This window comes from Echinicola strongylocentroti, assembly GCF_003260975.1.
Classification (GTDB): Bacteria; Bacteroidota; Bacteroidia; order Cytophagales; family Cyclobacteriaceae; genus Echinicola; species Echinicola strongylocentroti.
In genome coordinates, this window is record NZ_CP030041.1 from 150490 (window position 1) to 164641 (window position 14152).

The following is a 14152-nucleotide window of genomic DNA, read 5'->3' on the forward strand; positions in this document are numbered from 1 at the left end:
TTTTTGATTGACTTCGGCTAGGAAGGTGGTCATATGTGTGGATTTTATCCTTTTCCTTTTTTCCATTGATGAAAAAAGAAAGAAAAAAAACTAGCCATACCAAGGGCCGTTATGATAAAAAGGACAATTGATTAATTCGATTTCCAAAAACTATCCCGTCTTCTGAAGGCCTAATCAGAAAGTCCCCTTTAGGGGATTTAGGGGTAGATAAGCTAATGCATATTTCGGGTTTAATTAAATGTAAAATAAGTATATCCGCAATGATACCAGTAATCACAGAGATATGAAATAGGTCCTCACAGAAACCACGGAAATCTCAGAAAAGCGTTGTTTCATTCTGGGTGTTCTGTGCGTTCCGTGAGAAATAAAACCTACTGGCAAGAAAGCGTATTATCAGAATGTAGGATAATCAGAAGTGTTGGAGCTAATTAACTTTGTTTTTTTTGATGGAACGCAGATCACACGGATTGGACTGATTTTCACTGATTTATTTTTTCTATATTTTCACAAAACTTGGAAAGGAACATGGCATAGATCAAAAAGATTTTATGATAAAACTCAGGGTAATGGCTTAGAAGAATTTCTAATGATCAATTCCGGTTTTAGCAGCTCGTACCGGTATTGGGTCACATCAAGGTCTGATGCCAAATGATTCATCAAAATCTTGGAGGAAAGCATGCCCAGTCCATAAACGGGTTGCCACACAGAGGTCAGCGATGGGTGGAAATATTTACTATAAGGTTCATCGTCAAATCCCACAATGGAAATATCCGCAGGAATAGTCAAACCCATTTCCCTGATGATGGACATCGCTCCTATGGCCACCGCATCATTGATGGCAAAGATAGCATCTGGTCGTACTGGGTTTTCCAGTAACTTCTTGGCAGCCTCTTCCCCATCTTCCGAGGTAAAGCCCTCTACCCATTGGACCAAACTTTCATCCACAGCCATTTGGTGCTTCTGAAGGGCTTTGGTATAGCCGTCCATTCGGTGTTGACAGGTAGTCAGGTTTTTGGGGCCTGCAATGTGGGCAATACGTCGGCATCCCGTTTTGATCAGGTACTCCACCGCCTGAAAGGCCCCATCAAAGTCATCCACCAGCACCCTGTCCGCATCGAATCCAGGACAATCCCTATCAAAAACCACCACGGGGACACCAGATGACCGTAAGCGCTCTAGATGGGGAAATTTCATGGTTTTGGAAGCCGGGGAAATCAGAAAACCATCTACCCTGTTCAGGGCGAGTGTTTCGATCAGCTTTTGTTCCTCTTCGAAGGACTCATTGGATTGGCAGATCACCAGCTTGTAGCCTGCTTCATTGACCATATCCTGCACACCACTGATGACCGTGGAGAAAAAATAACTGGTAATCTCTGGGACGATCACTCCAATGGTCTTGGTCCTTTTGCTCAAGAGGCTAACGGCAAGCATATTGGGTTGATAATCCATTTGCTTGGCCATTTTGATTACCGCTTGCTTGGTTTCCTTGCTGATGGACGGACTATCGTGCAAAGCCCGGGAAACGGTGGAGGCGGCGATATTCAATGCCTTGGCAATGTCGGTTATGGTGCTGGGTCTTTTTTTCATACAGCTATGAAGATATCAAATTTCCTGATGATGATTACCGAATACCCTTCTAAAACCATTTCCCATACAATAACTAACTGATAAATAATGGGTTACCACAAATATTTATTTATAACACATTATCAAATACATTTTTAAGTTATTTATATACAATAAAATTAATTTTATAGTAAAAAAGTATTATAGTAAGTAATTTTAACTAATCAATTTTTAAAGAAACTACTTAATTCCAATTTGTTATGAATAAACCCAGTTACTACTACCTGTTGTTTTTAAGTCTATTGGCTTTTGCCTGCGTGCAGGAAAGCATCGAAGAACCCAAAATGGGAACGGTCACTTTCTCCAAGGTCGCTTTTGTACATTTTGGGAATATGTCGCCAAACGGCCGAATAGCGGCTGAATCCGAATGGAAGCACATCTTCACCGAATCCGCCACGCTGCTCATCACCAACAAGGCCACTGGACAGGAATATACGTTGGAGTACGATCCCAATGACTTCACGGAAGCCTATCAGATCCAGCTGCCCTTTGGAGAATATACCGTGTTCTCGGCAGTGGAAGGCGGGGACTTTGAAACCTTCTTGCCCTTCACCATTTCCGGAGAATTTACCCTTGACGAAACCAGTCTCGACATCAGCCTTCAAGGCAGCACCGAATACGGATTGGTGACCGTAAAGAAGGAATTTGTCCAATCTGCCAATCTGGATGGAGAACATGAACTGGTGATCTGCGAGCATGGAGAGACCCTTTACCTCTATGTGAAAGAAGGCCTATCGCCCACCCTGACCATCTATGAAAGCTTCAATGGACAAGCCCTGCAAAAAGAGCTGGACATTTCAGCTTACAATCATTATCACCACTACCTCAAACTGACCGAAAGTCAAGGAATGGTAAACTTCATCGAACTGGCCATTGGGCCGTTTGAATATCATGAGGAGTACTTCGATGTGGGAGAAAAACCATTGCTAACAGTGACGGATGAGGAAGGCAGAACCTATGATGTGGTCAAAATCGGCGATCAGTATTGGATGGCAGAAAACCTTATGTCTACTACTTTTTGTAATGGAGATGAACTCGAATCGATGTCCTGGGGTGTGATTCCTCCCTATTACGCTTCTTCTGTACTTTCCGAGTCCAGAAATATCTGTCCTTGCAATTGGCACATTTCAACAGATGAAGACTGGCATACCCTCGAATCCTATTTGGGTCTACCGGATAGTGAACTCTATGCACTTAACACCGAAAGAGGAAAGGGAACAAATACAGGATACATTTTAGGAATGGACTTTTATGGCTTTGGGCTTAGTTATTATGGATATATGCAATGGGATCAAAGGTTCGAATCAGGCCTTTCAGCATATTTTTGGAGTGCTTCAAACGATGAAACAGGAGCCGTCGATACACTTTTGGCAAGAAATGTCGATTATGGAATTTGGAGAAACTCAGTTGAATCGTGGTATGCGGTACCTATACGGTGTGTAAAAAATTAAATTATTATCCCATTTACTCCTTTTATTATGAAAAGTCTAATATTTCTTTCTTCTTTTCTTCTGCTCTTAATGGGCAGTTGTGTCCAAGAGAACCACGAAAAGCCTCAAATGGGGATGTTAACCATATCCGATATTGTTTTACAGGATTTTGGAAATTATGCACTCAATAGCCGGATGTCCGAAGTATCGGAATGGAAACATATCTTCCCAGAATCGGCCACATTGCTCATTACCAACAAAGCCACTGGTCAGGAATATACCCTCGAATACAATCCAAATGATTTCACCGAGTCCTATCAGATACAATTACCCTTTGGGAAATATATCGTGTATTCAGAAGTGGAAGGCAGGGAACTAGAAGCCTTCCTGCCTTTTGTAGTCACTGGAGAATTTGCCCTGGACAATACCAGCTTAGATATCAGTCTCCAAGCCAACACTGAATATGGATTGGTAACAGTGGCAAAGTCACCTCTCATCCTTGGGGCTGAATTAGGAGGGGATTATGGTCTATTTGATCTAAAGGACAGCCCATTTCTATATAGCTATTCTAAAGAAAGACAAACAAGACTTATAATCTCTTTGGTTGATAACGAATTTTACAAGGAAATTGGAAAAGGCCTGACCATTGACGCCTATAACCATTACCACTTTTACCTTAAAGAAACAGAAAGTCAAGGAATGGTAAACTTCATTGAACTGGCCATTGGGCCGTTTGAATATCATGAGGAGTACTTCGATGTGGGAGAAAAACCATTGCTAACAGTGACGGATGAGGGAGGCAGAACCTATGATGTGGTCAAAATCGGCGATCAGTATTGGATGGCAGAAAACCTTATGTCTACTACTTTTTGTAATGGAGATGAACTCGAATCGATGTCCTGGGGTGTGATTCCTCCCTATTATGCTTCTTCTGTACTTTCTGAATCCAGAAATATCTGTCCGTGCGATTGGCATATTCCAACAGATGAAGATTGGCAAACCTTGGAATCCTATCTAGGCTTACCCGATAATGAACTTTATGCACTTAACACCGAAAGAGGCCGCGGAACCAGCACCGGATACATTTTACACAGTGATTATATTGGCCTCGCGCTTGAATATTCAGGATATATGAATTGGGACCAAAGATTCCAAACAGGTCAGGCAGGCTATTTCTGGAGTGCCTCATTCGATGAAATGGGCGCAGTCGATAGCTTATTGGTCAGAAATATTGATGGTGGATCAGGAATTTGGAGAAGTTCCGTGGAATCATCGTATGCGGTGCCTATTAGATGCGTAAAAGATTGAACAATTGTCCCACTCAAAACTATCTATCATGAAAAATTCAATTCTTGTTTATGCCTTCTTGGTACTTTTGATGAACAGTTGTGTGCAAGAAAACCACGAAGAACCCAAAATGGGTTTAGTGACTTTTTCAAATGTTGTTTTACAGGATTTTGATAATTACTCGCCCAATAGTAGGGTATCGGAAGTGTCAGAATGGAACCATATTTTTAAAGACCAAGCTACCCTGATATTTACCGATAAAGCCACAGGAAATGAATACACACTGGAATATAATCCCAATGACTTCTCGGATGCTTATCAAATCCAGCTGCCCTTTGGGGAATACACCGTGTTTTCGGAAGTGACTGGTAGAAGTTACGACGAATTCCTTCCGTTTACTATTGAGGGAGAGTTTGACTTAGATGAAACCAGTCTTGACCTTACACTTCAAGGAACCACCGATTATGGATTGGTAACAGTAGCAAAATCTCCTCTTATCAGAGCAGTCGGCATTGGAGGTGAGTACGATTTCTTTGACCTAGAAGGCAGTCCATTACTGTACATCTATGCCAAGAAAGACCGGTCTACCTCTCTTTTTATCTATTTGACTGATGATCAACCTTTCGGTGAAATTGGAAAAGGCCTGACAATTGACGCCTATAACCATTACCACTTTTACCTTAAAGAAACAGAAAGTCAAGGAATGGTAAACTTCATTGAACTGGCCATTGGGCCGTTTGAGTATCATGAGGACTATTTTGAGATCGGCGGGAACGAAGAAATCACCAGCGTGACCGATGTGGATGGCAACGAATACAAGGTGGTAAAAATCGGTGATCAATATTGGATGGCGGAAAATCTCCGTGCAACCACCTACTGTGACGGAACACCGTTGGAAACATTTATGCCCCCTGGCATTACTATGCCCTATGGCTTTAACGAACAGCCTGACTATGCTTTCATAAAAGCGGATAGATACACCTTCGAAAACAATTATTACTACAATCGAGAAGTAGCTAGGAATGAGAAGAATATTTGCCCATGCAATTGGCATGTATCGACAGATGAGGATTGGATGGAACTCGAGCGCTACCTAGGTACACCCGAGTCTGACCTCTATAACCGCCGAAGAGGCTACGACCAAGAAGCAGCCGACCAACTCATGGCACTGGACTGGCCTGACATCTATGGTGAAGTACCTCCCGAATTGAATATCACCAACTCCACGGGATTTACTGCTTACCCAAACGGCCGCTGGATTTATGACATTGACGAAACTGGCGAAGGACTTCGCTGGAATGCTTTTTCGTCCAATGCCTGGTGGTGGTCTCCCAAAGAAGATTCGCTAAGAATGAGAAGTGTACAATCTGGAGACTTCTCAGTGTCACCTGAAGAACCTTCCGCAATTTACCGAATGGGTAGCTCCGATGGATTACAAGATGGCCATGTGTTGAGTATCCGTTGTGTCAAGGATTAATTAAAATCCATATGCCCTTGGAGAGAAAAACCACTATACCAAAAACAGCAAGGTCAGCACATAAGCCATCAAGAATGCAAAAACCGGAGCCACCGCCCATACCAGAAAAAACTTTCTGACGGTAGGTTTTTGGAAAGTCGTCTTTGTGCCATCCTTACTAATGCTCAGCGCAATAAAAGCCGCGCCATTCAGCTGCACCAATGAGGTGGGAATGCCCTGCATGATGGAGGCATACAGCAGCAAACTGGCCACGATCATCGCAATCACCGTCGCATGGAAAGGTGTGGGCTCCACAATGCCCTTTCCAGTAGCTTTGGTCACTTTGTGACCCATCAGTGAACTCCCGATCGCAAAGCATGGCGCCACGATCAACACTGACAAAATGATAATGGGCAAGAAGTTTTCGATGGCCTCACCCCCAATTTCATTGGCAGTAAGTGAGGCAATCGGTGCGGCGGCATTGGCCACGTTATTGGCGCCAATGGAAAAGGCTACGTAAAGTGAGGAAAAAATCAAAAGGCCCTTTAGCACTGGATGCGTGGACAATTGTTTGTAATCGGAAGTGAGCATCTTTTTCTGGACTAATGGAAACACCCATCTGCTCAGCACCAGCATCAATCCAAAAGCGACCACCGGTAAAATCAACCAAGTAGGCAAAATCACATAGAAAAATTGTCGACTGTCAAAAACACCCAACGCTGTCGCCGCACCTGCAATGGACAAAACCGTCGACTGGCTGGTGGACTGGGGCACGCCAAGTAAATTGGCAATCAAAAGCGAAAGGCTAATGGACAGCAAAATCAAAGAAGTGGCTTCTGGTGTAAAAAAAGAAGGATCCAACAAGCCCTTTCCCAAGGTCAAAGATACTTCCTTTCCCGCTAGCAAGGCTCCCACCAGCACCATAATGCCAAATAATCCAGGAATCAGGCTCCGACGGATGACACTCGCCCCATAGGCCGCCGAAAAAGCCGGTGCCGTACCACTTCCTCCCATATTGACGGCCAAAAACATCGCCAACAAAAAAGGAATAGTAAGGGAATTAAACAGCTCTGACATAATACCGTCGTGAAAACAGGTGTGAATATTAATTTAACAAGTGGCAAAAATAGCAAATAAACACATAAACCCTATGTGTTTAATAGGGATTTTAATTTTTCACCAATTCCCGTTCAAAAAATCTACACAGCTCAGTCATGGACAATCGCCTCCTACTTTGTAGGGAAACAATTTTCGTAAAGAACAACTATCAACTGAGTTAAAAACTCAATGCCAGTAGTTCCGCAGCACAGCTGTCGGAACAACCGTTTTTTTTCACAAACACCTTCGTGCCTTAGCGACTTAGTGGCTTATTATTTTGCCACAAAGACACGAAGGCACCAAGGGAATTTTAGTGATGAATATGCTCCAACTTGCCCCATTTTTTTCACAAAAGGCTTCGTGTCTTGGCGACTTAGTGGCTTTCTTTTTTGCCACAAAGACCCGAAGGCACCAAGAAAACCCTCGTCCTGAAATCATGGTTTGATTAGGGATAATACCATCTAACATCGAAGAGCTGAAAGTGCAATAAAACCAGTAAATGGGTACTTGATTTCATTGGTTCTTTTGGATTTACCAGTGCGTAACAGCAGCAGGGATGCTCCGCTAGGAGCAATAGCTTGGTAACAGAAAGTGGATAAAGTACTAACAGTACCGTAGGTACTGAACAGGATAAAGCAAATGCATAGTTGAAAAGTCTAATCGACCCAAAGTGATGTACCTACGGCACATGATAGAGGACTGATGGTCATAGCTGTTACCAAGATTTCATACCTACGGCATGAGGTTCTTAAGCAAATGGTAGAGATTTGGTGGTACTCGGTAGCAGGTTTATCAAAAAGCCACACAATTGGTGGTGGTGGTGAGTTAAAAACTCAATGCCAGTGGTTCCGCAGCACAGCTGTCGGAACAACCGTTTTTTTTCACAAACAACTTCGCGTCTTGGCGACTTAGTGGCTTCCTTTTTTTGCCACAAAGACCCGAAGGCACCAAGGGAATTTTGGTAATGAATATGCTCCAACTTGCCCCATTTTTTTACAAAAGGCTTCGTGCCTTGGCGACTTAGTGGCTTATCATCTTGCCACAAAGACCCGAAGGCACCAGGGGAATTTTAGTGATGACTATGCTCCAACTTGCCCCATTTTTTTTACAAACAACTTCGTTCCTTGGCGACTTAGTGGCTTATTATCTTGCCACAAAGACCCGAAGGCACCAAGAAAACCCTTGTCCTGGAATCATGGTTTGATCAGGGATAATTCCAACCAACATCGAAACGCTGAAAGTGCAATAGAACCAGTAAATGGGTACTTGATTTCATAGGTTCTTTTGGATTTACCAGTGCGTAACAACAGCAGCAGGGATGCTCCGCTAGGAGCAATAGCTTGGTAACAGAAAGTGGATAAAGTACTAACAGTGCCGTAGGTACTGAACAGGTTAAGCATGCATAGCCCTATCGGATTTTGAAAAGTCTAATCGACCCAAAGTGATGTACCTACGGCACATGATAGAGGACTGATGGTCGTAGCTGTTACCAAGATTTCATACCTACGGCATGAGGTTCTTAAGCAAATAGTAGATATTTGGTGATACTACGTAGCAGGTTTATCATAAAACCACACAATTGGTGGTGGTGAGTTAAAAACTCAATGCCAGTGGTTCCGCAGCACAGCTGTCGGAACAACCGTTTTTTTTCACAAACAACTTCGTGCCTTAGCGACTTAGTGGCTTATTATCTTGCCACAAAGACCCGAAGGCACCAAGGGAATTTTGGTGATGACTATGCTCCAACTTGCCCCATTTTTTTCACAAAAGGCTTCGTGTCTTGGCGACTTAGTGGCTTATCATCTTGCCACAAAGACCCGAAGACACCAAGAAAACCCTTGTCCTGGAATCATGGTTTGATTAGGGGTTAATCCTGCTCGTCAGATAAAAGTTATGGAAGACGGACTTACTTGCCTTCACAATAGTCCTTCAGCCGTTTTAAAAACATTGCCCAGTGGTAATTGCAGAACCTGTAAAAATCTGTCAATTCCCGCCAGTCATAGTGCTTTAACACCACATCGGTAATCCCATCTTTTTCGATGAGCTCAAAACTGATCTTGGTACCGATCCACTCTTCATCCGAATCCACGCATTCCCAAAGCACCCTTTCATTCTCACTCAGCTCCAAGACCTTCATTTTGGTGATGTAGCCTTCATCAAAATCAAATTCATTAATGGCACCCACCTCTGGGCGCACGGACAGTTTTGGAGTCCATACTTTGCCTAGTCCCTCTTGGGAGATCAGCGCCTGATAGACTATTTCTTTGGGGGCTTTGATGGGGTTCAGGTGTTCTATACTGGTCATTTCAGGAATAAATTAGGTAAATTTCTCATCTAAGATAAACGCCTCGAATGAAATAAATGGCATTATTATAGGAATTTTAACGGGGCTTCCTAATAAATTGTTCTGTGAATTAGCCTATCCACGCGGCGATAGCCGTCAGTTAAAACTGCTATCAGCACACCAACTGTCACAAATACGAATTTAGCTGTCTTAGCTGTTCGGGATTTGTAATCCCGAACCGGGATAAGGGGGATTTGAAATCCCCCTAGGCTATTTGTGAATAGCGGAAACATCAATTAGAATTTAGATTTTCAGCAACTTACAGACGATAGCCTGACGGCTATGATCTACGTGGCAGCCGCTTACACCGCAAAACTAACTGATTTTCTTACACTTTCAGCTTTTTCCGACATCTGTCGGGACAGTCTATTACGATTCCTAATGAATAAGCTGGGTTCAAAATTGTTAGGAAGCCCCATTTAGTTAGTTATTAGTTCCCTACTATTTTTCTGATTACGTGATTGCCATAATCCGCAAAGATTATTTCATCCCCATTCACGAGTACATCAGTTGGGCTATTTATTTTACTGGCAGTAGATGGACCATCAATATAACCTTCGCTATTGCTTCCTATGATAGTATTAACGTATTGTCCATTGATTTCCCTTATTAGATTATTGTCCAACTCTGCCACAAAAACCTTTCCATCTAGCCCCACTGCAACTCCATAAGGATCATCAAATTTCGCCACAGCAATATCACCATTTTCCATTCCTTCTCCATTTCCACCAGCGATAGTGGACACATTATTATAGCTATCTATTTTCCTTATTGCGTGGTTTTTTCTATCTGCGACAAATACATTACCATTAGTATCTGTATCTATCCCCGAAGGATAGTAAAATTGAGCTTGAGAACCGGCTCCATCCACATGTCCTACATTTCCGGTACCCACTATGGTCGAAACCTGTCCTGAGGAATCAATCATCCTAATGCAGTGGTTTCTATTATCTGCAATCACTATATTTCCATTAGGCAATACCGCTACATCTGTAGGCTGGTCGAATTTCGCATGAGTACCACTTCCATCTTGATATCCGCTCGTAGTTCCTGCCAGGGTACTTACCGTGCCACCAGGTGTTATTTTCCTAATGGAATGGTTACCTCGATCCGCAACTATTACATTTCCCTGATTGTCCACAGCTACTTTCCAAGGACTGTTAAATTTTGCAACTCCAGCTAACCCGTCGGCAAAACCAGCTACTCCTGTCCCAGCAAATGTTGAGACATCTCCTGACGGACTTATTTTTCTTATCACATTATTGTCGCGATCGGCTACGAAGATATTTCCTTGTTGATCAATAGCTATCCCTTCAGGATTATCAAACTTGGCTGTGCTACTGGAGCCATTTTGAAATCCTGCTATTCCGGTACCTGCGATGGTTTCGGTCTCATAAGGACACATATATACTAACCAAGAATTGACCAATTCTCGGTGGGAATTATTGGGGTTCCCGGGTAAATTCCTAACCAATAGTTCATTGATTCCATAAGTTTTTGTCACAAAGGTGGAAGAACCTCCCCCGTCTAAATTAATTGCATTTTCTGCTCCCAAGGCGTAAAACACACTGGCCATTTCAGTATATTTCATTCCTGTGGACCCTGTATTATAGTTGGAATCGCGTCCATCCACCACAAACATAATCACTGTTCCGTCAGTCCTATACCCTATGCCCGTCCTAGGATGAATGGAGTGTATGGTTTGACTTTGTATCTGGCCATTCTTTACCAAAAACACCCCTCCACCAGTTGCATTGAAGAGCTGACCAGATGCCGCTGCATAATCATCTCTTCCACCTATCGTAGGCTCTTTGTTCTTATCTAATCCAAAAAAGGTAAGTCCTTGCTGTGGCTTTTCGGCGGTATGGGTATAAACATCCTTAATGACTACTCCATTTTTATGAACAATCCCATGCGGAGGCCTTGGCAAGGTTTCATATTGGTTATCAATAAAGTCACCGTTAATAGCAGCGATGACTTGGTGATGTGTCGCATTCACTTCTTCTGCTTGGTTTTTAATAGTTTGAAGCCCATATCCATGTTGATTAAATGGTGTGCCCACTTCCATGTATAGCCCAGGTATATTGAGATCGACCTCTAAGAAAAATACACGCATAGGATCTCCTGAAGGATCGACATACCTGATAATGGTTTCCGTTACACCAGTAGCTACCATCCTCTGTGACTCATCCACCACAGAATCGATTAGACTGGTGTTTTCTTTGAGTATTTGTGTTAAGTTATATTGACATGTACTTTGAGCTGACAATGAAGCAACTTCTCCCTCATCGATCAAGCCTTTAGGGTCATCAAATGTGGTGCATGATAACATGGATACAAATGAAATTCCCAAAAGGACAATGAGTTTTAGGGTATTATTTATTCTTCTCAAGATTTAGCAATATCTAGATGGATGTTAATGTAGTTATTGGGAGTAACCCGTAATATGCATTGGCCTATCTAGTAGGATTCCTAATGCATCAACCAGGTTTTAAGAATCCCAAGGATCCTCAATGAAAAAAACCGTCATTGCACATGTAATGAAAACGAAGTGAAACAGACCTGTTATACTGGAAACAAGGTTGCTCAACGACTTACATAGCAATGACGGTTTACCATTAATTCCTACCTTATTCCCGTTCAATTATCCTTATCCTGTGGTTTCCTAGGTCGGCCACATAAATGACACCATCGTGGAAAGTCACATCGGTAGGGTTGTAAAACTGAGCGGTCACTCCTACTCCATCGAGGAAGCCACTTATCGATCCGGCAATTGTGATCACTTCCTCATTATTGATCAACCTGATCTTGTGATTGGACAGATCTGCTACGATCAGTTCACCGCCATTTCCCACGCTAATCCCATAAGGGTTGTTAAACTGGGCATTTGCAGGTTGGCCATCTCGTGTACCTTGTGAGCCGTCGCCAGCCACTGTGGTGACTTGACCAGTATTCAACTCTATTTTTCTGATCAAATGATTGATCCGGTCGGCTACGAAAATGTTGCCTTGTGCATCGATGTCCAAACCAGAAGGGTACCTGAAAGTCGCTTCTTCCAATGTACCATTTTGATCTCCTTGCTCACTTCCAGCGATCGTACTGACCGTTCCATCCACATCGATTTTCCGAATGCGGTGGTTACGATTGTCTGCGACATAGAGCACCCCTTCCTCGGTCACGACTACATCCAGTGGCTGGTCAAACTGCGCTTCACCAGCGGCACCGTCATTATATCCGGCCTCACCAGTCCCTGCGACGGTACTTACCGTGCCTTGGGTATCTATTTTTCTGATGACGTGATTATCCCGGTCTGCGACATAGATATTGCCTTCCTGATCCACACAGGACTTCCAGGGATAATCCAACATCGCACCTGCCACCGGGCCATCCAAATAGCCCCTTTGACCAGTTCCCAGCACTGTGGTCACTGTCCCATCCAAGGTCACTTGGCGAATACTACTATTGCTCCTGTCCGTGACGATAAGAGAGCCATCAGGATGAACCGCCACCCCTTCGGGATTCCTGAAGGAAGCTCCATTGCCAACGCCGTCTACCAGGCCATAGTCACTGCTCCCTGCCAGCGTCGAAACCTTATAATTGGCAGGTCTGACCACATGGTTAAATTCAAGCGAAGCGCCATCGGCACTGACACCGTTTATGCTCAGCTCTATCGTTTGCAGTCCCTCACCTTCGGGGACCACCACCTGAAGCCTACTGTTTGTTGCTTCCAAAACCGTGGCCGAAACCCCGTTGAAGGAAACGGCATTTGCTTCCCTGTTACCACTGAAATTCCTTCCTTGGATAGTTACCACATCCTTCGCATTACCTTCCTCAGGGCTCATGGCGTATATAAAAGGAGCCGAGCTGCTCTGGGGTGTCACATCGTCATTGTCACAGCCAAGAACAACCAAGGCCGAAAGGATGATGGCCAACAATGGAAATCTATACACACTTTTCATTTTTATATCCATCATCTATTCGTTTTCGTTTACCAAAATTGCCCAGCCATTTGCCACAGGACGTGGTGTCCCATCAGATGGACGGTTACGTACATGAAATACATCTTCTAAACTGTGCAAGGTCACAAAAGTAGAAGAGCCGCCCCCATCGAGGTTTGTGGCATCCCGTACACCCAGTGCCTGAAATACCTCGGCCACTTCTGATAGTGACAGCCCGTTGGAGTAATCAAACAGACGGCCGTCCACTACCATAAAATAAACCTCTTCGGCATCGGTAATACCGACCGCTGTCCTTGGATGGATGTCTTCGCTCGGGATAGGCACCAAATTATAATCCTTGATCAACAAGTCTCCAGCGCCCAAGGCATCGTACAATCCGTCCTGGAATTCGGGATAATCATCGGAATGCTCGATCACCAATCTCCCGTTTTCATCCACGCCAAAGAAGGACCTCCCTACCATTGGGGTCGTCTTGATGGCCTCTCCGTGGAGATGGACTACACCACGGGGCTCTCCGGTATCCATATTGAAAAAATCGGCATTGACACCGCCCACGACTTTCTTTCCGGGCACATCCACCCATTCCATCATTTCAGGAATCGGCTGCATTCCAAAACCACTACTCGCAAATGGCGTCAGCGGAAACAGTTCAACGCCCTCCTCTTTCAGGTCTATCTTAACTACAAACATCCGCATGGTAAGTCCCTTCATGGACAAATAATGGATATCTGTCTCCTCCACCCCAGGAGCCACCGTAAAGGTCGTGTCCCAAAATACTTCGCTGACCAACTCAGTACTGTCGGCTAGTCTTTGGGTGATGGGGCTCAGTTCTTGGTCCAGCACTGCCGGCTGGGTATCGTCGTTTTTACAGCTGGCGGCCATCAAAACCATAGAGGTCGCCAACAGAAATGTATAGTAGTAATTGATGTATTTTTTCATCGTTTTTTTGCCT

The 14152-nt window shown here is 43.8% G+C and carries 9 protein-coding genes; 3 read left to right on the forward strand and 6 right to left on the reverse strand.

Translation table 11 applies throughout. The features are described 5' to 3' along the window. Nucleotides 1-558 precede the first annotated feature (558 nt). Nucleotides 559-1587, reverse strand: coding sequence for a LacI family DNA-binding transcriptional regulator (locus DN752_RS00610; protein ID WP_112782174.1), 1029 nt, complete (start codon nt 1585-1587; stop codon nt 559-561). A 239-nt stretch (nt 1588-1826) separates the two neighbouring features. Here DN752_RS00610 and DN752_RS00615 point away from each other — a divergent pair, with 239 nt between their 5' ends. The 3 genes from DN752_RS00615 to DN752_RS00625 are packed head-to-tail and all read left to right on the forward strand — an operon-like array spanning nt 1827 to nt 5820. After that, entirely contained in the window at nt 1827-3077 is a 1251-nt protein-coding gene (locus tag DN752_RS00615; RefSeq protein ID WP_112782175.1) for a fibrobacter succinogenes major paralogous domain-containing protein, read from the forward strand. A gap of 27 nt (nt 3078-3104) precedes the next feature. Continuing rightward, nucleotides 3105-4364, forward strand: a complete 1260-nt coding sequence (locus DN752_RS00620; protein WP_112782176.1) for a fibrobacter succinogenes major paralogous domain-containing protein — start codon at nt 3105-3107, stop codon at nt 4362-4364. Nucleotides 4365-4392: 28 nt separating this feature from the next. After that, nucleotides 4393-5820: a fibrobacter succinogenes major paralogous domain-containing protein gene (locus tag DN752_RS00625; protein WP_112782177.1), complete on the forward strand. Its 1428-nt coding sequence runs from the start codon at nt 4393-4395 to the stop codon at nt 5818-5820. A 33-nt stretch (nt 5821-5853) separates the two neighbouring features. Here the strand turns inward: DN752_RS00625 and DN752_RS00630 are convergent, their stop codons facing one another. From DN752_RS00630 to DN752_RS00650, 5 genes are all read right to left on the reverse strand, one after another. After that, on the reverse strand, nt 5854-6876 hold the full coding sequence (locus DN752_RS00630; protein WP_112782178.1) for an inorganic phosphate transporter: 1023 nt from the start codon (nt 6874-6876) through the stop codon (nt 5854-5856). 1927 nt (nt 6877-8803) lie between these two features. After that, nucleotides 8804-9202, reverse strand: a complete 399-nt coding sequence (locus DN752_RS00635) for an SRPBCC family protein (RefSeq protein ID WP_112782179.1) — start codon at nt 9200-9202, stop codon at nt 8804-8806. Between the two features lie 469 nt (nt 9203-9671). After that, on the reverse strand, nt 9672-11633 hold the full coding sequence (locus DN752_RS00640) for a phosphodiester glycosidase family protein (protein ID WP_162633058.1): 1962 nt from the start codon (nt 11631-11633) through the stop codon (nt 9672-9674). Between the two features lie 238 nt (nt 11634-11871). Then, nucleotides 11872-13215, reverse strand: a complete 1344-nt coding sequence (locus DN752_RS00645; RefSeq protein ID WP_245949406.1) for an IPT/TIG domain-containing protein — start codon at nt 13213-13215, stop codon at nt 11872-11874. After that, the gene (locus DN752_RS00650; protein ID WP_112786374.1) at nt 13216-14139 is read right to left on the reverse strand and encodes a phosphodiester glycosidase family protein; all 924 of its coding nucleotides are present in this window, start codon (nt 14137-14139) and stop codon (nt 13216-13218) included. It lies immediately after the preceding gene. Nucleotides 14140-14152: the final 13 nt, after the last annotated feature.